Origin of the sequence: Lacinutrix sp. C3R15 (assembly GCF_018860825.1) — a bacterium.
Lineage (GTDB): Bacteria > Bacteroidota > Bacteroidia > Flavobacteriales > Flavobacteriaceae > Oceanihabitans.
Genome location: NZ_JAHKPZ010000009.1, coordinates 15,223 through 36,830 on the forward strand (window position 1 = coordinate 15,223; position 21,608 = coordinate 36,830).

At 31.2% G+C, this 21,608-nt stretch carries 17 protein-coding genes; 12 read left to right on the top strand and 5 right to left on the bottom strand.

What is annotated here, in order from left to right:
- Positions 1–338: 338 nt before the first annotated feature.
- Together murF and gldJ are read right to left on the bottom strand one after the other, a co-directional pair.
- A complete protein-coding gene (murF, locus tag KO494_RS02725) occupies positions 339–1,616 on the bottom strand; it encodes a UDP-N-acetylmuramoyl-tripeptide--D-alanyl-D-alanine ligase (protein ID WP_215966061.1) in 1,278 nt (425 codons plus the stop codon).
- A gap of 144 nt (positions 1,617–1,760) precedes the next feature.
- Entirely contained in the window at positions 1,761–3,452 is a 1,692-nt protein-coding gene (gene gldJ / locus KO494_RS02730) for a gliding motility lipoprotein GldJ (RefSeq protein WP_215966062.1), read from the bottom strand.
- Positions 3,453–3,718: 266 nt separating this feature from the next.
- Here gldJ and porU point away from each other — a divergent pair, with 266 nt between their 5' ends.
- The 9 genes from porU to KO494_RS02775 all read left to right on the top strand — a co-directional run bounded on the left by porU (position 3,719) and on the right by KO494_RS02775 (position 16,297).
- On the top strand, positions 3,719–7,600 hold the full coding sequence (gene porU / locus KO494_RS02735) for a type IX secretion system sortase PorU (RefSeq protein ID WP_215966063.1): 3,882 nt from the start codon (positions 3,719–3,721) through the stop codon (positions 7,598–7,600).
- 34 nt (positions 7,601–7,634) lie between these two features.
- Positions 7,635–8,894: a type IX secretion system outer membrane channel protein PorV gene (gene porV / locus KO494_RS02740; protein ID WP_215966064.1), complete on the top strand. Its 1,260-nt coding sequence runs from the start codon at positions 7,635–7,637 to the stop codon at positions 8,892–8,894.
- Between the two features lie 243 nt (positions 8,895–9,137).
- Positions 9,138–9,620 (top strand): cytidine deaminase, encoded by a 483-nt coding sequence (gene cdd / locus KO494_RS02745; RefSeq protein WP_215966065.1) that lies wholly within the window; start codon positions 9,138–9,140, stop codon positions 9,618–9,620.
- Positions 9,621–9,815: 195 nt separating this feature from the next.
- A complete protein-coding gene (gene pdhA / locus KO494_RS02750; RefSeq protein WP_215966066.1) occupies positions 9,816–10,814 on the top strand; it encodes a pyruvate dehydrogenase (acetyl-transferring) E1 component subunit alpha in 999 nt (332 codons plus the stop codon).
- A 3-nt stretch (positions 10,815–10,817) separates the two neighbouring features.
- A complete protein-coding gene (locus KO494_RS02755) occupies positions 10,818–12,416 on the top strand; it encodes a pyruvate dehydrogenase complex dihydrolipoamide acetyltransferase (RefSeq protein WP_215966067.1) in 1,599 nt (532 codons plus the stop codon).
- Between the two features lie 119 nt (positions 12,417–12,535).
- Positions 12,536–13,486, top strand: a complete 951-nt coding sequence (locus tag KO494_RS02760) for a M28 family peptidase (RefSeq protein WP_215966068.1) — start codon at positions 12,536–12,538, stop codon at positions 13,484–13,486.
- A gap of 67 nt (positions 13,487–13,553) precedes the next feature.
- The gene (locus KO494_RS02765) at positions 13,554–14,522 is read left to right on the top strand and encodes a DUF898 family protein (RefSeq protein WP_215966069.1); all 969 of its coding nucleotides are present in this window, start codon (positions 13,554–13,556) and stop codon (positions 14,520–14,522) included.
- Positions 14,522–15,616: a M48 family metallopeptidase gene (locus tag KO494_RS02770; protein WP_215966070.1), complete on the top strand. Its 1,095-nt coding sequence runs from the start codon at positions 14,522–14,524 to the stop codon at positions 15,614–15,616. Before KO494_RS02765 ends, KO494_RS02770 begins: the two co-directional genes overlap by 1 nt.
- On the top strand, positions 15,617–16,297 hold the full coding sequence (locus KO494_RS02775; protein WP_215966071.1) for an SDR family oxidoreductase: 681 nt from the start codon (positions 15,617–15,619) through the stop codon (positions 16,295–16,297).
- A gap of 196 nt (positions 16,298–16,493) precedes the next feature.
- On the opposite strand, the gene KO494_RS02780 is transcribed toward KO494_RS02775, so the two are convergent.
- Complete coding sequence (locus KO494_RS02780; RefSeq protein WP_215966072.1) at positions 16,494–16,751, bottom strand: hypothetical protein; 258 nt, start codon at positions 16,749–16,751, stop codon at positions 16,494–16,496.
- Positions 16,752–16,881: 130 nt separating this feature from the next.
- Between KO494_RS02780 and KO494_RS02785 the strand changes: the two genes are divergently transcribed.
- The 3 genes from KO494_RS02785 to KO494_RS02795 are packed head-to-tail and all read left to right on the top strand — an operon-like array spanning position 16,882 to position 20,019.
- Entirely contained in the window at positions 16,882–17,478 is a 597-nt protein-coding gene (locus tag KO494_RS02785; protein WP_215966073.1) for a SprT-like domain-containing protein, read from the top strand.
- Between the two features lie 4 nt (positions 17,479–17,482).
- Positions 17,483–18,562 (top strand): mannose-1-phosphate guanylyltransferase, encoded by a 1,080-nt coding sequence (locus tag KO494_RS02790; RefSeq protein WP_215966074.1) that lies wholly within the window; start codon positions 17,483–17,485, stop codon positions 18,560–18,562.
- Positions 18,563–18,564: 2 nt separating this feature from the next.
- On the top strand, positions 18,565–20,019 hold the full coding sequence (locus tag KO494_RS02795) for a DUF389 domain-containing protein (protein WP_215966075.1): 1,455 nt from the start codon (positions 18,565–18,567) through the stop codon (positions 20,017–20,019).
- 1 nt (position 20,020) lies between these two features.
- Here the strand turns inward: KO494_RS02795 and KO494_RS02800 are convergent, their stop codons facing one another.
- On the bottom strand, positions 20,021–20,791 hold the full coding sequence (locus KO494_RS02800) for an ABC transporter ATP-binding protein (protein ID WP_215966076.1): 771 nt from the start codon (positions 20,789–20,791) through the stop codon (positions 20,021–20,023).
- Positions 20,791–21,528: an ABC transporter permease gene (locus KO494_RS02805; RefSeq protein ID WP_215966077.1), complete on the bottom strand. Its 738-nt coding sequence runs from the start codon at positions 21,526–21,528 to the stop codon at positions 20,791–20,793. The genes KO494_RS02800 and KO494_RS02805 overlap by 1 nt, the downstream gene beginning before the upstream one ends.
- Between the last annotated feature and the right edge of the window lie 80 nt (positions 21,529–21,608).

A 21,608-nucleotide genomic window follows, 5' to 3' on the forward strand; every position in this document is an offset into this window, starting at 1 on the left:
CGAATCCCTTGTCGCCCACTTCAAAAAAACCTGATATATTTTATATCAGGTTTTTTTATTTGTAATAATTAAGAAATTCGATTCTATTTATGCTTTAGGTTTTAAAACCTTTATTCTAGATTTTAATCTTTTTTTATATAGTTGTACAGCAGATGATGATTGTAATAAATGTTATAGTGCTTTTTGTAATAGCAGTCAACCTATTATTGTTCTAAATATAGTTTGCTAAACAAGTGCTTCTGGACTTTCTGATGCTTTAGTGTTTATAAATAAAGAATTTTTGGGCTGTTCTAATAATTAGTTTATTAAATAATATTTATTTGTTGCTAATAATAGTTTTACATAAAATCTAAAGTTCTTTCTAAAGCCATACCTCGAGAACCTTTAATTAATAATGTAGTGTTTTTAGGTTTTGTAAAACTGTTTTTAAAATCTTCAAAAGATTTATATTTCTTTACTTTATTTGAAGGTGTTTCCGTTTTATAGAAATTTTCACCAACTAAATATACTATGTCAAAATCTAAATCAATAACTAGTTGTGCTATGTTTTGATGTTCTTTTTTTGATTCGTTTCCTAATTCAAACATGTCTCCTAAAATAACGGCTTTGTTATTGTCTTTTAAATTAGAAAAGTTTGTTAAAGCTGCTAGCATGCTAGTTGGGTTAGCATTATACGCATCAAGTATTACTTTATTGTTTTTTATGGTAATTATTTGTGACCTATTATTTTTGGGTGTGTAATTTTCAATGCCTGTTTTAATGCTTTCTAAGCTTATATTAAAATATTTTGCAATAGTAGAAGCTGCAGATAAATTTGTAAAGTTGTAAGCTCCTATAAGGTTTGATGTAATGGTAGTGTCTTCTATTTTATATGTAACAAACGGATTGGCTTCTATAAGTGATATATTATAATATTCTTTATTGCTTTGAGAGAAACCAGATTTTTTAATATAACCGTTTAACTTATTGGCTTGAACTGAATCATCTGCATTAAAAAATATATGTTTATTGTTTGCTATTAAATAATGGTATAATTCTGTTTTACCTTGTATTACGCCTTCTGTACTGCCAAAACCTTCTAAATGCGCTTTTCCAAAGTTTGTAATATAACCATAATCAGGTTGCGTTATTTTACAAAGAAATTCAATTTCATGCAAATGATTTGCTCCCATTTCGACAATACCTATTTCTGTGTTGGTAGACATAGATAAGAGTGTTAACGGAACACCAATATGATTATTTAAATTACCAATAGTAGCTACTGTTTTATATTTTTGAGATAGGGTAGCGTTTATTAATTCTTTAGTTGTTGTTTTGCCGTTGCTTCCAGTTAAAGCTATGATTTTTACTTTTAAATAATTTCTATGATATGTAGCTAATTCTTGTAATGTTTTTAGTGTGTTTTTTACAAGAATAGTTTGGTTGTTTGTATGAAACGCTACTTGATCAATTACAACATATTTAGCGCCATTTTCTAGTGCTTGTGCGGCAAATGTATTTCCATTAAAATTATCGCCTTTTAAAGCGAAAAAAATACTGTCTTTTTCTATTTTTCTTGTGTCTGTACTTACTTTATTGCTTTGTAAAAAGAGTTTATGTAATTCTGCTATCTCCATGCTTTTTCTATATTATTTTTTACTGTCACATGTTATTATTTACTAAGGCAATGTATTGTTTTTAACATGTTTATTTTGTAAAATAAATGTATAAAAAAAAGTCCTGACTAGTGTCAGGACTTTTTTTATTTATAAAAAGAATTATTAATTCTTTGATTTGTTTTGCTGTTTAGATTTAGAACCTACACGAGACATTGCACATCTAAATCCAATATAGTCTGTTGCCATATCTTGTGGGAAGTAACGTCTTTGAGCAGGGTCTAGCCAATACTCTCTATCTTTCCAAGAACCACCTTTGTAAACTCTTACTTCGTCATTAATTAAAGAAGTACGTTTGCTAGATTGGTCATACTCACGTATCATAGCTCCTGTAGAATCTGTTTCTACTTGGTGCTTAGGTGAGTTGTACATTTTTCTAGTTACTTCAGAACTTTCACTTGCTTCACCACCTTCTTCTTCATCAAAAGAATCGGCATATTGTCTAGAAGAACGTTTGTCTCCATCTCTAAAGTTACGGTTATCACTTCTGTCAAAGTTTGTTCTTAAGTATGTTTCGTTTTCATCAACACCTACTTGAGCAATTTCACCAGGAAGGTTTCTTGCAACAACTTTTCCGTTAGATAACGTGTCATAAACAATATCATCAGAAGTAACAATTTTTACTGTACCATCTTCGTTTAAAGCATTTTTAGTATAAACGTTTCCTCTATAGTAGTTAAAGTCATTAAATTCGTCATCTACAATAGGTCTGTAAACATCGGCTACCCATTCTGCAACATTTCCGGCCATGTCATATAAACCGTAATCATTAGCTTGAAAAGACATTACTTGTTTTGTAATATCAGCTCCATCATCACTCCATCCAGCAATTCCACCGTAATCTCCTTTTCCTTGTTTAAAGTTGGCCATTTGGTCACCACGAACTTTACGTTTACCTGTACGTGTGTATTGACCGCTCCAAGGATATTTTTTTCTACCTCTATATGTGTTGTAGCTTCTTACATCAGACATTCCTAAGGCAGCATATTCCCATTCTGCTTCGGTTGGTAGTCTATACATAGGTGAAATTATACCAGTTTCTCTTGTAGCAAATTTATTTGTTTGGTTTCCTTCAGCATCTGTTCTAATATTTCTATTACGATTTCCACCATCAGGAACAATTATTTCTTCATTACCAGCATATGTCTGCGTTGGTGCATTAATATACGTGTCTGTGTTAAAGTTAGCGTCTGCTGTTGCTTCTAAAGTTTTAGCATCTCTTTTAAGGTAACCAGCTTTTTCAAGGTTTAACTCGTTGTATCTGTCAGATCTCCAGTTAGCAAATTCAACTGCTTGAATCCAGCTAACACCAACTACAGGGTATTCTGCATAAGCAGGATGGCGCAAGTAATTGTTTGTCATAACTTCATTGTATCCTAAACGGTTTCTCCATACTAATGTATCTGGAAGAGCACCATTATAGATTGCTTTAAAGTTTTCTTCAGTAGGAGGGTAGGTTGATTTTAGCCAATATAAGTATTGTGAGTACATAAAGTTAGTAACCTCAGATTCATCCATATAAAAAGATTGAATGTGTTGTTGGTTAGGCGTATTGTTCCAATCATGCATTACGTCATCTTGAACTTTACCCATTGTAAAAGTACCACCTTCTACAAAAACTAAACCTGGAGCTGTTTCTTGCTCTTTAAATTTTTCATTGTACTGAAAACCACCTTCTTTAGCATTTATTTTCCAACCTGTTGCTCTAGAGGTGTTTTTAGAACTTGATCTTTTACAGCTAACTGCAGTTACAGATACTGCTAAGATTAATAATAATATTACTTTTTTCATGTTCATACTTTTAAAGTAAGCTTCTTGTTATTTTTAGTGACGCAATATAAGAATTAAAGCCAATACTACAAGTAAAATTGTAAAAATTGATTAAAAAAAAATTGCATTTCACCCTTGTTATCAAACATTATAACGATGTTTTTTGTGATTTGACCGTTCATTTGTAGAACTAATAACGCACAATTTTATAAAATATTATTGTATTTTTGATCCGTTTTTTAAAAATGTTAGTTTTTTAATAATAACATACAATTATTCACGTTATTTATGCAATGAAAAAGATACTACTTATACTTTCGCTTATATTGTCTTTTGTTATGTTCTCTCAACAGAAAACGTTTCAAATAACTTGGCAAGATTATCAAACAATTTCTAACGGAAATTTTTCTATTGAAGTTCCTCACTTTAATGAAGAAAATTTTAGTTATTCTCTAAAAGATGGTTTGCAATTTGTAGCACAATGGGATATTTCAAGCTATGTTAATGAGTCTTCAGTTACTTTAACAGGAGTCGCTTATGCTAATATTTCTTTAAGTGAATTAAAAGGAGTGGATTTAAAAACAATTCCTAATGCCTTAAAATATAGTTTAGCTAATTCTATAGCAAGAGATAAGCGTAATGCGTATTTAATGGTTTCTCCTATTATCAAAGAAAATGGAGTTTATAAAAAAATAACATCCTTTACTGTAAACTATAATAACAATAGCAACAGCTCTAGGTTCTCAAGCTCTTCAAGAAGAGAAATAACGAACTCTGTACTTAGTTCTGGTTCATGGCATAAGTTTTATGTAGATACTACAGGTGTTTTTAAAATTTCTAAAAGTTTTTTAAATGCAATTGGTGTGAATACTAATGATGTAGACCCAAGAAATATAAAGTTGTTTGGTAATGGAGGGCAAATGATACCGTATTCAAATGCAGAAGTATATCCTTTTGATGTTACAGAAAATGCTATTCGAGTAGTTGGTGAAAATGATGGGGTTTTTGATGATGAAGATTATATTTTGTTCTACGCAAGAGGCCCAAGAGGATATGAATCTGAAAGCAATACAAATATTAATTTGTATACAGATAAAACATTTTATTATATTAATATAGGTCCAGGTCAAGGAAAAAGAGTACAACCTTTTATACAGCCAAGTGGTACTGTGGATTTAGAAATTAATCAATTTCAAGATTATCAATTTCATGAAGTTGATGAATATAACCTAGTAAGTGTAGGTAGAAGATGGTTTGGTGATGAATTTGATGTGGAAAATAGTAAAACTTTTAATTTTAGTTTTCCAGACATAGTTACTACAGAACCAGCATCACTTAAAGTATATGTAGCATCAGATGCCGAAACAGCTACAAGTATGCAAGTAGATGTAAACAATAGCGCTGTTACTACTTTAAATATTGCTGCGGCTAGTGATCCTAACCTTGCTGTGGAATCTTTTTTTAACGGAAATATAAATATTAATTCTGCCGATATTGCTGTAACTTTAAATCATGATAATGCTGGTAACCCAAGCGCAAATGCATATTTAGATTTTATTGCTATAGAAGCTACTCGAGCATTAAACTTTTCTGGCAACCAGTTTGTTTTTAAAAACAACGAGGTTTCCAGAAATTCAGGTACTGCAAGGTATACAATAACGAATACGGCTAATGTTTCAGAAGTATGGGATATTACAGATTTGTATAATATAACTACAGCTATAAATACAGATGCAAACTCAACCATGAGTTTTACTTCTACTATGGGAAGTTTAAAAGAGTATGCAATTGTAACCAATTTAGATTTTTATGAACCTAAAAGAGATGCCAGCACAAGTGTTGCCAACCAAGATTTAAAAGGAACCATTTTTTTAAATGATCAAGGAGAATTTGAAGATGTAGATTATTTAATTGTTGCTCCTACTTATTTAGTCTCTCAAGCAGAAAGAATGGCCGAAATAAATAGACAGCAATATGGTTTAAATGTTAAAGTAGAATCTTTAGATAGAATATATACAGAGTTTAGTACAGGAAATCAAGATATTGGTGCTATTAGAAATTTTGTAAAATATATTTATGATAATGCTAGTACCGCAGAAAACAGAATAAAATACTTATGCCTTTTTGGTGACGGATCTATAGATTATAAAGATAGAATTACAAACAACACTAATATTGTGCCTTCATGGCATGCAATAGAAAGTTTTAATTTAACAAATTCTTTTGTTTCTGATGATTTTTATGGAATGATGGATGAGAATGAAGGAACAATGGCTGTTTCAGATAAATTAGATATAGCTGTTGGTAGAGTTCTTGTTAGTTCAACACAACAAGCTAAAGAAGTTGTAGATAAAATTATATCCTATCATAATGAAGCTAGCTATGGTAGCTGGCGAAATAATTTTGTGGTAGTGTCTGATGATGTTGACGAAGCTTGGGAAAAGGTTTTACAAGAAACAACAGATGAACTTGCAAATACCATCGAAGAGAATAAGCCTTTTTTAAATCCTATAAAAATACATAGTGATGCTTACTCACAAGAAGCATCTGCAGGAGGTGATCGTTACCCGCAAGTAACAGAAGCAATGACAAAGGCAATGGAAAACGGAGCGCTTGTAGTTAATTATTTTGGTCATGGTGGAGAAGATGGACTTGCTCATGAGCGTATTTTTCAAAAAACAGATGCACAAAATGTTAATAATGTATGTAAATACAATTGTTTTGTTACGGTAACCTGTGAGTACACCAGGTTTGATAACCCGTTAAGACCAACTGCAGGAGAATATACTTTTTGGAATGCTACAGGAGGAGCTGCTTCTTTAGTTACAACAACAAGACAGATTTTTGTTAGTGTTGGTATTACCTTTAATGAAGTTTTAGGAGAATATATGTTTTCTTATAATGATTCAGATGATTATGAAGATGATGAATACCCTTCTGTAGCAGAAGCGTTAAGGTTAACAAAAAATGATCCTTCTATTTCAAATATTTCGCAAAGAAGATTAGTGTTTTTTATTGGTGATCCTGCAATGAAATTAACCTTTGCTAAACCAAATATTAGACTTACTAAAATTAATGATGTGCCAATTGCTGAGGAAACAGATACACTAGAAGCCTTAAGTCTTGTAAAATTATCTGGTGAGGTAACAGATGTTTCTGGTAATGTACTTACAAATTATAATGGCGTATTATCTACAACTATTTATGATAAAGACATTGATAGAACAACATTAGCTAATGATTATACACGAGAAGGGAATAGTCTTATTTACTTAGACTTTACAACTCTTGGTGAAATTATTTTTAGAGGACAAGCATCTATAACCAATGGGCAATTTGAATTCGATTTTGTGGTACCTAGAGATATTGGTATTCCTGTAGGTTTTGGTAAAGCTAGTTTTTATGCAAAATCAGAAATTCCTTTTCTACAAGACCAAGCAGGTGCTAGTATAGAAACAATTAAAATAGGAGGTATCAATGCAGATGCACCAGAAGATAATGTTGGACCATTAATTACACTATACATGAACGACGAAAGTTTTGTTTCTGGAGGTATTACTAATGAGTCTCCTTCGTTATTAGTGAAATTAGAAGATGAAAACGGAATCAATACTGCCAGTGGAATAGGACACGATATTGTTGCAATTATTGATGGAGATGAAACAAACCCTTATACCTTAAATGATTATTACGAAACAGAAGTAGATGACTATACCAAAGGCTTAGTAAACTACCCGTTTAGAGACCTTGAACCAGGCTTACATACCTTAACATTAAAAGCTTGGGATGTGTATAACAACTCATCAACACAAGAAATACAATTTGTGGTATATGATGAAGATCAAGAATTAGTAATTAATAATGTATTAAATTACCCTAATCCATTTGTAAATTATACAGAATTTTGGTTTAATCACAATAGTTCAGAGCCTTTAGACGTTTCAGTACAAGTATTCACCGTTTCTGGTAAGTTGGTAAGAACGTTAAATGGCCAAACTAACACCTCTGAATGTTGTGGCCAAGGAGCATCTGCACTATCAAGAGATATTGTTTGGGATGGTCGTGATGATTTTGGAGACAAAATAGGTAAAGGAGTCTATGTATATAAGTTAACCGTTCGTTCTAATACATTAAATAAGCAAGTCGAAAAAATAGAGAAACTTGTAATACTATAATATTAAATTATATTTGTTAAATAAAAACCACTATATGAAGAAGTCAATTTTAGCTATAGCATGCTTTTCATTATTTGTAAAATTAAATGCACAAGATACTGTAGAGATAACTCCAAATTCAACCGATTCTAGAGTAATTACTACAGGTATGCCTTTTGTTTTAATAGCACCAGACGCTAGAGGTGCAGCAATGGGAGATATGGGTGTAGCTACATCTGTAGATGCAAATTCACAACAATGGAATCCATCTAAATATGCGTTTTCAACAGATAAACAAGGGTTTTCTCTTAACTATACACCTTATTTAAGTAAACTAGTAAATGATATTGCTATTTCTTATGTCTCTTATTATAATAGATTAAATGAAAGAAGTGCTGTTTCTGCAAGTTTAAAATATTTTAGTTATGGTGAAATTGAGTTTGTTGAAGATGAAAACTCAACACCATTAATACAAAAACCAAATGAGTTTGCACTAGATGTTGCGTACTCTTTAAAATTAAGCGAACAATTTGCTATGTCTGTAGCTATGCGTTTTTTAAACTCTGATTTAAAACTAGATGGTTTTGATGAGGATGCTAAAGCAGCAAGTACTTTTGGTGTAGATGTTTCCGGATATTACCAAAGTGAAGAAGAAGCATACAATAGCTATAATGGTAGAACACGTTTAGGTTTTGCTATTCAAAATATTGGTCCAAAATTTAAATACTCAGAAGGTGGAGCAGAAAACTTTCAACCAACAACTTTACGTTTAGGTGGTGGTTTTGATTTTATTTTAGACGACTATAATACTATTGCAGTTACAGGTGAAGTAACCAAGTTGTTGGTACCTACACCTCCTATTTATGGAGATAAAACGGTGTTTACAGACGTAAATGAGGATGGTGTTTTTAATGAAGATGATGGAGATTTTCAAACAACAGAACAAGTAGAAGCTTCAGAAACAGATGTTATTATAGATGGTAAAGATCCAGATGTAAGTTTTATTTCAGGAATGTTTCAATCTTTTGGAGATGCTCCAGGAGGATTTAGTGAAGAAATTAAAGAGTTTACATACGCTATTGGTGCAGAATACAGATACCAAGACTCCTTTGCTTTTAGAGCCGGATATTTCAATGAAGCGGAAGAAAAAGGTGCTAGAAAGTTTTTTGCATTAGGTGCAGGTTTTAAATTTAGTGCAGTAACAGTAGATTTATCGTATTTATTCTCTGCGTCTAAAGTACAAAGCCCTTTAGAAAACACTTTACGTTTTTCTTTAGCATTTAATCTTGGTCCAGATACATACACAGAATATTAATAAAAAAACAATGTACTTTAAGTGCTTTGTGAGAAACAAACAGATAGTATCAAGAATCGTAAGTTTTAATAAAATAAAAAAAAACTATTGTTATAAACAATAGTTTTTTTGTCTAATAACAATTGTAAAACCGTTTTTAGATTTAAAAACCTTACTTTTCAACTAAAATGCATTCTTAAAAAGAATAATTAACTTTACATGTTACTTCCTACTATTATATAAAGGAGGAATAAAAACGAACAGATGAAAGAAATAAAAATAGAGTCTACTCTTACCGTTTTTGATGATTTTAATGAATTACCAAAAGATATTGCTTCGTTAATGGAACAAGCAATAGAAGCCAGAAAAAAAGCCTATGCACCTTATTCTAAATTTCTTGTAGGAGCAGCAATAGCATTAGAAAACGGAGAAGTTGTAACTGGTAGCAATCAAGAAAACGCATCTTATCCTTCTGGCTTATGTGCAGAACGTACAGCAATTTATTATGCAGGAGCTAAATACCCAAATGTTAAAATGAAAACTATGGCAATAGTGGCAGGATCTATCACACAGCAAACTATGGTGCCAATACCTCCTTGTGGTGCATGCAGACAAGCAATTGCAGAATATGAAGTAAACCAAAATGAAGATATTCAAATTTATTTTATGGGCGAAACAGGAAAAGTAGTTAAATCTAATTCTTTAGCTAATTTACTTCCATTAGGTTTTGATAAATCGGCACTTTAGTCTTTTCGAAATCGATTTCGAAAAATTTTGCAATTTTCTCCCTTTTTTATTCCTAACTAAAGTGTTACTTTTGTTAGTGGAATTCATTTTGAAAAAGTATTATCATAGTAACTTTAAAATGAAACCAACAAATTCCAATTTTAAATTGGCAACATAAATTAGAGTATTATAATTTCTTTAAAGTAGCACTAACAAATGCAAAAAATCACGAAAGAAGTATACCTTAAATGGTATGAGGATATGTTATTCTGGCGAAAGTTTGAAGACAAACTAGCTGCAGTATATATTCAACAAAAAGTAAGAGGTTTTCTTCATCTTTATAATGGTCAAGAAGCGGTATTAGCAGGAGCTTTACATGCTATGGACCTTTCTAAAGATAAAATGATAACTGCATACAGAAATCATGTACAACCAATAGGAATGGGTGTAGACCCTAAACGTGTAATGGCAGAACTATATGGTAAAGCAACAGGAACCTCTCAAGGTCTTGGTGGTTCTATGCATATTTTTTCAAAAGAAAAAGGATTTTATGGAGGACATGGTATTGTTGGTGGTCAAATACCTTTAGGAGCAGGAATTGCTTTTGGAGATAAATACCACAATACAGGAGCTGTAACCATTTGCTGTTTTGGTGATGGAGCTGCTAGACAAGGTTCTTTACACGAAACATTTAACATGGCAATGCTATGGAAACTACCTGTAGTTTTTGTTTGTGAAAATAATGGGTATGCCATGGGAACTTCTGTAGAGCGTACAGCAAACCATACCGATGTTTGGAAACTAGGTTTAGGATATGAAATGCCTTGCGGACCTGTAGATGGTATGAACCCAATAAAAGTAGCAGAAGCTTTTGATGAAGCATTAGAACGTGCTCGTCGTGGTGATGGACCAACATTTTTAGAGTTGAAAACATATAGATATAGAGGGCATTCTATGAGTGATGCGCAACATTATAGAACTAAAGACGAAGTAGAAGAGTACAAAAAAATAGATCCTATTACGCAAGTAAAAGAAGTTATTTTAGAAAAAAACTATGCTACTGAAGACGATATTAAAGAAATTGCTAAGCGTGTAAAAGATTTAGTAAGTGAATGTGAAAAATTTGCTGAAGAATCTCCTTACCCAGAAAAAAGCGTAATGTATGATGCCGTTTACGAACAAGAAGATTATCCATTTTTACAACATAAACTATAAGCTATGGCAGAAATAATAAATATGCCTCGATTGAGCGACACTATGGAAGAAGGTACTGTTGCAACGTGGCTTAAAAAAGTTGGAGATAAAATAGAAGAAGGTGATATTCTTGCAGAAATTGAAACAGACAAAGCTACTATGGAGTTTGAGTCTTTTCATGAAGGTGTTTTATTACATATAGGCGTACAAGAAGGGGAAACTACTAAAGTAGATGAACTCTTAGCTATTATAGGTGAAGAAGGAGAAGATATTTCTGCATTACTTTCTGGAGCAAAAGAAGAAGCTCCTAAAGCTGAAGAAAAAGAAGATACAGATACTAGTACTGTAGCGAGTACTTCGCCAGAAATACCAGAAGGAGTAATAGTAGTTACTATGCCAAGGTTAAGTGATACTATGGAAGAAGGTACTGTTGCTACTTGGATGAAAAAAATTGGAGAGCAAGTTGAAGAAGGAGATATCCTTGCTGAAATTGAAACAGATAAAGCTACAATGGAGTTTGAATCTTTTCAATCAGGAACTTTATTATATATAGGTCTAAACGAAGGAGATTCTGCAAAAGTAGACTCGCTTTTAGCTATTATTGGCCCAGAAGGAACAGATGTTTCTGAAATTGCTAAAAACTTTACTGTAGCAGGAGCACCTGCAAAAAAAGAACAAGCTCCTAAAGCTGTTGCGCCTAAAAAAGAAGCACCTAAAAAAGAAGTTGCTAAACCTGCTGCTAAAACAGCAAGTTCAACTTCATCTTCTAATGCAAGAGTTTTTGTGTCGCCTTTAGCTAAAAAAATGGCAGAAGAAAAAGGTATCAATTTATCACAAGTAACTGGTTCTGGTGAAAACGGAAGAATTGTAAAACGTGATATTGAAAACTTTACTCCTGCAGCTTCTTCGGCATCTGTTGGTAAATTTGTACCAACAGGACAAGAAGATTTTGATGAGGTACCAAATTCAAATATGCGTAAAGCAATTGCTAAAAACTTAGCGAAATCTAAGTTTACAGCACCTCATTATTATTTAAATGTGGAGTTTGATATGGAGAACGCTATAGCGTTTAGAAAACAATACAATTCTATACCAGACACAAAAATATCTTATAATGATATAATTGTTAAAGCTTGTGCTTTAGCATTAAAACAACATCCACAAGTAAACTCACAATGGTTTGATGACAGAATGCAATTAAATAACCATGTACATATTGGTGTTGCTGTAGCTGTACCAGATGGTTTGTTAGTTCCTGTTGTCAAGTTTGCCAATGAGCAAAGTTTACCACAAATTGGAGCTGCAGTAAGAGAATATGCTGGTAAAGCTAGAAATAAAAAACTAGCATTAGATGAAATGGAAGGCAGTACTTTTACTATTTCTAATTTAGGAATGTTTGGTATTGAAAGTTTTACATCTATTATTAATCAGCCTAATTCTGCAATTCTTTCTGTTGGAAACATTATTGAAAAACCAGTAGTAAAAGAAGGAAAAATAGTAGTGGGTAATACTATGAAACTAACACTTGCTTGTGACCACAGAACAGTAGATGGTGCAACAGGAGCACAGTTTTTACAAACTCTTAAAGAGTATATTGAAAATCCTGTTACTATGTTAGTTTAAGCATTATTGTATTTAAATCATGTCATTCTGAGCGTAAGCAAAGAATATAAATAAAACAAAAGCCTGATTCAATTATTTTGAATCAGGTTTTTTTATCTTTAAACTCTAAATCTTATTCAATGAAAAAAATAGTTGTATTACTTTCTTTAATGCTAATTTATAGCTGTAAAAAAGAGGTTAAAGAAAAAATAGAAACCGTAACAATTACTAGTAATGAATTAAAAGAAACCGTAGCCTTTTTAGCTTCAGATGCTTTACAAGGAAGAGATACAGGTTCTCAAGGTATAGAAGAAGCAGCAACGTATATTGAAAATCAGTTTAAAACATTAGGAGTTAAACCTTATTTTAAAACCTATAAAGATCCTTTTAAAGTAGATAGTTTAAATGCCTATAATGTGGTTGGTGTTATAAAAGGAAATGACCAAGAACTGCAAAAAGAATATATAATTATTGGTGCGCATTACGACCATATTGGTATATCAAAAAAAGTAGTTGCCAATGATTCTATTGCTAATGGAGCTAATGATAATGCAGCAGGAACAAGTTCTGTTATTGCTATAGCAAAATATTTTGCTGCTAAAAAAAATAATAAACGTAGTTTACTTTTTGTATTGTTTTCAGCAGAAGAAAAAGGTTTGTTAGGTTCTATGCATTTAGCAAAAAAATTAAAAGCTCAAAATGTAAACCTATATACTATGGTTAACCTAGAAATGATAGGAGTGCCTTTTATAGATAGAGATTACACCGCTTTTATTACAGGTTATGAAAAATCTAATATGGCAGAAAAATTGAATAACTATTTAGATGCAAATGTTATTGGGTTTTCAGAAATAGCCAAAAAGTATAACCTGTTTACACATTCAGATAATTATCCATTTTACAAAGAATTTAATTTACCTTGTCATACTATATCTTCTTGTGATTTGTCTAATTATGACTATTACCATCATGTAGATGATGAAGCAGATAAATTAGATTATAATCATATGGCAAATCTTATTAATACCATACTACCTGGAATTGAGAAAATGAGTAATACACCTACTAAAGAAATTATTCTTAATCCGTAAAAAACACCCAATAACAACAGTAATAATTGTTGTAATATCCCCTTAATTTAAAATAATAAACAAATACATGGAAATAATACCTACCAAATCTACTACTCATACGTTTTCCTTTTTAGGAAAAGGCTCTGAATATGCCATCATTTTTTTTAAGAATTTATTATTAACTATCCTTAGTTTAGGATTGTATTATCCGTGGGCAAAAGTAGAGAAGCTAAAATATCTTTATCAGGCAACAGAATTTAAAGGCAACCGTTTTACTTTTCATGGTACTGGTAAAGAAGTTTTCAAGGGGTTTATAAAGGTATATGTGTTATTTGTATCACTATACTTGTTTGTAATTTTTGCAACAGCTACAGAAATGGCAGGAATGGCTGCAATAGCTGTTTTAGTATTCTATGGTGCTATTATTTTAATTATTCCATTAGCAATTCATGGATCGGCAAGATATAGGTCATCTAGATCGTCTTGGCGAGGCATACATTTTAAATACTTTGGAAGCAGAAAAGAGATGTACCAATTATGTGTTAAAGGCTTTTTATTAACCATAATAACCTTTGGTATTTATGGACACTGGTTTCAAGTTAATTTAAAAGCGTACATAGCCAAACACTTAAAATTTGGCAATATCACTTTTAACTTTACAGGTGATGGATTAGATTTATTCTTAATTCATTTAAAAGGCGTTTTCTTATCCTACATCACTTTTGGTATTTATTCTTTTTGGTATATGCGCGAATTGTATCAATTTAATATTCAGCATATCGAGTTATATCAAGGAGAAGAAAGAATTAAAACAACGTTTAATATTAGCGCTGGAGATGTATTTAGTTTAATATTTGTAAATGCAATTTTAATTGTATTTACATTAGGTTTAGCCGCTCCTTGGGTAGCTACAAGAACACTTGCTTTTTTTATTAATAATTTAGCATTAGAAGGTGTGTTTAATGAAGACGACATTCAACAAGAAGCAATAGATGATTATGACGATGCAGCAGGAGATGATTATTTAGATTTCTTTGACTTAGACCTTTTATAGTGAGATCGTTTAATATAAAATATTTTGACGGAAAATCATCAAAACCCACAGATGCGAAACTTACTGTGTATCCTTCCTATTGGAAAATAATTATAGACGAGAATAATTCGTTTACTAATGATATTCGTTGGGATGTTCCTAATATTAAACCTTCTAAAGTATATACTAAAAATCTAAAAAGTTTTAGTTATGGCCAATATCCTTTTCAGTATATAGAATGTAAAGATGCTTTACTAATTTCTGAAATAGAGAAACACGCTCAGCAAAAAAGATTGTACAACAAAGTAGATTTGGCGCTACATAAATTCACACTCAAGTCTATTGCAACATTAGCCTTATTAATTGTAGGTATTAGTGTTGGTATGTATTTTTATGTCATTCCTAATGTTGCCGAAAAATTTGCACAAACATTGCACACAAATTACGTAGGTGAGTTTGGCAATTTTGTTTTTAATGCAATTAAATCGGAATTAGATATCAATGAAGAACGCTCTGAAATCTTACAAGAATTTGCAGGTCATTTAGAATTAAATGCAGAATTTCCGTTAGAATTATATGTGGTAGACTCTAAAGATGTGAACGCATTTGCAATGTCTGGAGGGAAAATTGTAGTGTATTCCGGATTACTAGATAAGCTAACAAACGAAAATCAATTAGCCGCATTATTAGGTCACGAAGTTTCGCATATTAATAATCGTCATGTGTTACGAAATGTAAGTAGAGATCTTTCTGGCTATATTTTTCTATCTGTAATATTCGGAGATATCAATGGTGTTACTTCTGTTTTTGTAGAAAATGCACACCTTTTTAAAAGTATGAGTTATTCGCGGGATTTAGAACAGGAAGCAGACGAAGGCGGATTGGAATTGTTATATGAAAATAATATAAATCCGGAAGGCATGCTGGAGCTTTTTCAAATCTTAAAAGAAGAAACCAAAATAGAAGATTTTGGAGGTATAGAATATATTAGTAGTCATCCATTAGTAGACGAAAGAATTAAATACACAAAAGAACAGATAGAAGCGCAAACAAGTACTTTTGTAGATAACAAGGAATTAAAAAACCTATTTATTAAACTTCTAAACAGAAATTAAATGAAAAATATTATCATTACAGGAACCAGTAGAGGAATTGGTTTTGAGCTAGTGCAACTTTTTGCAAATCAAGGACATCGTGTTTTGGCTTTATCACGTAATGCACAACCAATACATAATCTACATATTGAAAATGTAACTTCAATGTCTTTTGATTTAGGAAAAACCGAAGACTATAAAAAAGTAGAAGACTTTATTAAAACCGAATGGAAGCAAGTAGATATCTTGATTAATAATGCTGGAACTTTATTAAATAAACCATTTGCAGAAACTAGCATGCAAGATTTTGAATACGTATATAAAACAAACGTTTTTGGCGTTGCCGAAATGACAAGAATTACCTTGCCTTTTATGCTGCAAGATAGTCATGTAGTGACTATTAGCTCTATGGGAGGCGTACAAGGAAGTATGAAGTTTCCAGGACTTGCAGCTTACAGCTCTAGTAAAGGAGCAGTAATTACATTAACAGAATTGCTAGCCGAAGAATACAAAGAAACAGGACCACAATTTAATGTATTAGCTTTAGGTGCTGTACAAACCGAAATGCTAAAAGAAGCTTTTCCAGATTATAATGTACCAACAACAGCATTACAAATGGCAACTTATATTAAGGAATTTGCACTTACAGGAAATCAATTGTACAATGGTAAAATGTTGCAGGTTTCTAATTCTACTCCTTAATTTTATTGACAAGTAAATAAAAAGAAATAAATAAAAGGCTCTAATTGTATAGAGCCTTTTATTTTAGCTAGCAGTTTTTTAGCAGTACTTAAGTTCTTTTCTTTCTATTTTAATGGTTAAGCATAATAAAATAATAGCTTTTATAATATGGATGTATTATTTTGAAGTATTAGAATTGTGATGCTAAAACTAAAAACTAAGACTCTTTATTGTATTTTTTATGTTGTATGTTTTTCTTTTCTAAAATGGCATAAAATTTTCTAGGCGAGAGTTTTAAATCTTTAGTGATGTCACGAACCTTTTTCTTTCCTTTTTTGTAAAGCTTTAAGTTTTCATTGACCTTTTTATTGAAATAATAATCTTTTAGCTTTTCAACAACCTGTAATTCCGTTAAGTTAGATTCTTGTACATAGTTATCTATTTCCGATTTAATTTTTGATAAATTAGTTTTCATAAGCACTTTTTTACGTGTTTAATTTACTGCCAGTTGCAATAATGTAACTTACAAATGGCCAATATTAGGGATTTATCTAAGTTACGCGAATTCTTTTACAAATTCAAATAGATAAACTATTTTTGCCTTTATGCAAAGCACGCTTCAAAACCATATTCCTAAACAAGCAATTCCTTATGTTTTAAATTTGTTAAAGCAGGATAATTTGGTGGTTACAATTAAAAAAGAACGAAAAACAAGACATGGTGATTATAGAAAACTGCCTAATAATAAGCACCAAATAACCATCAATGCAAATTTAAATAGTTACCGATTTTTAATTACTTTAATTCATGAAATAGCACATTTAGAGGCCTTTAAAAAATATGGAAACGCAATAAAACCGCATGGTAAAGAATGGAAACATACGTTTCAACATCTAATGCTTCCGGTTTTAAACCCAGAAGTCTTTCCTTTACAATTATTGCCATTATTGGCTAAACATTTTAAAAACCCAAAAGCTTCTAGCGACACAGACACGCAACTGGCCTTTGCTTTAAAGCAATTCGACGAACCAAATAATAAAAACTATGTTTTTCAAGTACCTTTGGGTAAGTCTTTTAAACTTTACAATGGTAGAGTGTTTATAAAAGGTAAAAAACGTGTAAAACGCATTGAGTGTGTAGAGGCTACAACCGGAAAATTGTATCTTTTTAATCCTAATGCAGAAGTAGAATTAGTAAATTAGCAGTATGAATAAAAATAATTATGCCATATTAATGGCAGGAGGAGTAGGATCAAGGTTTTGGCCTGTAAGTACAAGAGAATTTCCTAAACAGTTTCATGATATGTTAGGAACAGGAGAGACGCTTATTCAAAAAACATTTAACCGTTTAGCAAAAATAATTCCGCAAGAAAATATATTCATATTAACCAATGCTATGTATAATGATTTGGTATTAGAGCAATTGCCTCAAGTTACTAAACGTCAAGTAGTACTAGAACCTGCTATGCGTAATACGGCTCCTTGTATTTTATATGCTTCATTAAAAATTCAGAAAGAAAATAAAGACGCAGTAATGCTAGTGGCACCAAGTGACCACTGGATAGAAGATGAAAATGCTTTTACAAAAAACGTACAACAGGCTTTTGATTTTTGTGCAGAAAATGATGCTTTAATGACACTTGGTATAAAACCAACATTTCCTAATACAGGTTTTGGGTATATTGAGTATGAAAAAGAAGCAAATGCAGCAATAAAAAGCGTTAATCAATTTAGAGAAAAGCCAGATTATGAAACAGCTAAAAAATTTATAGCGCAAGGAAATTTTTTATGGAATGCTGGAATCTTTATGTGGAGCGTTAATAGCGTAATAAAAGCATTTAAAAATAGTCAGCCAGAATTATTAGCACTTTTTGAAAAAGGGTATGCTGTTTATAATACAGAATATGAAAAAGATTTTATTTTAGAAAATTATAAGAAAGCAGAAAATATATCTGTAGATTATGCTATCATGGAAACATCTAAAAATGTTTACGTATTGCCAGCAGAATTTGATTGGAATGACCTAGGTACATGGGGAAGCTTGTATGATAAACTTGAAAAAGATCAAGATAATAATGCCGTTGTAAATGCTAGAACCTTAACAGAAGATGCTTCTGGAAACATGATACGTACCAAAAAGGATAAAATAGTGGTAGTAGATGGGTTGCAAGATTATATTATTGTAGATAAAGACGAAGTTTTGCTTATATTTCCGAAAGCAAAAGAGCAAGATATTAAAAATGTACTCCAAAAGGTGAAAGATAATTTTGGTGAGAACTATGGTTAATTATGAGCGAAGAGAATAAATTTAATTTTTCTGAAGAAGAGAGTTCTGCTAAAGAAAAAGCGGTAGAACAGTCTAAAGAAGCTGTAAAAAAAGACGCAAGAGGTCTTTGGAAAAACATAAAAATATTTATGTTAGAGCTTTTAGATTTTCGTGAGGATACAGATCGTGACGAAACTATAAATGCCATAAAAGGAGATATTTCTTTTAAAGGAGCTACAGCATGGATTTTAATTTGTTCTATTGTTGTAGCTTCGGTGGGTTTAAATGCAGATTCAACTGCAGTTGTCATTGGAGCCATGCTTATATCTCCATTAATGGGACCAATTTTAGGAGTTGGTATGTCTATTGCTTTAAATGACATTGATACCTTAAAAAAATCGCTTATAAATTTAGCAATTATGATTGTGCTAAGTTTACTTACTGCATTTTTGTTTTTTAAATTTTTTCCAACAGCAGATTTAGTAACCAATGAGCTTTTTGGTAGAACAAAACCAGATGTTCGTGATGTATTAATAGCCTTTTTTGGTGGTATGGCATTAATTATTGCTAGAACTAAAAAAGGCACTATTGCTTCTGTTATTTTTGGTGTTGCTATTGCTACAGCCTTAATGCCTCCTTTGTGTACAGCTGGTTATGGATTGGCACATAATTGGGATTACTTTGTTGGTGCCATGTATTTATTTACAATTAATACTATATTTATTGCCCTAGCTACATTTATTGTTTTAAAGCTTTTGCGTTTTCCTATGTTGAAATATGCAAATTCTAAAAAAAGAAAACGTATAGCGCAACTAGCTTCCCTTTTAGCAATATTGGTAATGGCTCCAGCAATTTGGACTTTTGTTAATTTTATTAAAGAAAGTGGTGTGCAAAGCGATTATAATAAGTATGTTGAAAATGAAATTAAATCTAATAGAGATCTATGGTTTCAAAACGGAACATTAGATATAGAAGACAAAAAAATAACACTTTATTTTAATGGCGAAATTAATGAAGCTACTGAAACAGATTTAAATAACGAAATTAAAGGTTATGAGAAAATTAAAGACTTTAAGCTAGATATTAGTGGTAATAAAAATAGAAGTTTCGATAAAATTTCTGATGCTTATGATAGAGCAATTAGAGAATTAGATGAAAAAGACAGAATTATTTCTAGTTTACAAGAAAAAGTAGATAATCTATTGCAAGAAATTAGTATTGTAAATAAAAATAATAATACTATTTCGTTTAGTAATCTTTCAAAAGATGCAAAAATTAAATTTTCTGATCTAGAATACTTTGGTTATGCTAAAATGTTAGTTTCAGATAACTTTATTAACGTAGATACTATTAATGTAGCTTCAGCAAAATGGAATGCTAAATTAAATGATAGTATTAAAAGTATTAAAGATAAGGAGTTAATTAATTGGCTTAAAACACAGGTAAAAGCAGATACTATTGTTTTAAAAAGACAATAGTTTATGTGTTTCTTTCTTCTAAGTACATTTTACGTACTTTTTTAAACAGTTCAGAAGAATACACAAAATCTGTTACTACTTTATTATCTGTAATAAAAATATTGTCTTTAGAGCCTTCCCAAGCTTTTAAACCATCTTTTAAAAACACAATCTTTTCACCAATTTCCATTACAGAATTCATGTCGTGTGTGTTAATAATAGTGGTTATATTATACTCGTCTGTAATTTCTTGAATTAAATTATCTATAACAATTGCTGTTTTAGGGTCTAATCCAGAGTTTGGTTCATCACAAAATAAATACTTAGGGTTATTAACAATTGCTCTTGCAATAGCAACACGTTTTTGCATTCCTCCAGAGGCTTCACTAGGCATTTTATTATGTGCATCTGGCAGATTTACACGCTTTAAAACAAAATCTACACGATCTTGCATTTCACTTTTACTCTGCTTGGTAAACATGCGTAATGGAAACATTACATTTTCTGCAATAGTCATAGAATCAAATAAGGCAGAACCTTGAAAAACCATTCCCATTTTACTACGTAAATCTCGTTTTTGGTCACTATTTAGTTGTGAGTATATGTTTCCGTCGTAGGTAATAGTTCCTTCGTCTTGGGTAAATAAACCCAATAAGCATTTTAAAAAAACGGTTTTTCCAGAACCACTTTGACCAATAACCAAACTAGTTTTTCCATTTTCAAAAGTGGTAGTAATACCTTTTAAAATATGAGCATCTCCAAACGATTTTTGCAAATCTTTTACTTCTATCATTAGCTTAATAACATTTGGGTTAGTATATAATTTAAAAGAATAATTACCACACTTGTCCATACAAAAGAAGTAGTACTTGCTTTACCAACTTCTAGTGCACCACCTTTCATATAAAAACCATGAAAAGAAGGTATGGTTGCTAAAAGAAAAGCAAATGCAAATGTTTTAATAAATGCATAAGCAATATGAAATGGTATAAAATCTGTTTGAATACCAATAATATAATCATCTATAGAGCTATAACCGCCAAAAAAGCAAGCTGCCATTCCGCCAACAATACCTAAAAACATAGCTATAGAAATTACAAAAGGATACAACATAAGAGCAATAAACTTAGGAAAAACAAGGTAGTTAATAGCATTAATACCCATAACCTCTAAAGCATCTATTTGTTCTGTAACACGCATGGTACCTATACTAGAAGTAATAAACGAACCTACTTTTCCTGCCATAATAATAGAAATAAAAGTTGGTGCAAATTCTAATATAATAGATTGTCTGGTTGCAAAACCAACTAAATATTTTGGTATTAAAGGGTTGTCTATATTTAATGCTGTTTGTATAGTAACTACACCACCAACAAAAAAGGATATAAAGGCAACAATACCTAGTGATCCCATGATGAGGTCATCTATATCTTTAAAGATTAATGTTTTCATAACAGACCATTTTGTTGGCTTGCGAAACATGTCTTTAATCATTAAAAAATAAGCTCCTATATTATGAAGGTATGTCATATATAAATTTGTAAATGCTAAAGTATAAAATCTATGACTTATTTAACGATAAATTAATTGAAAAAGGAAAATTTAAAACT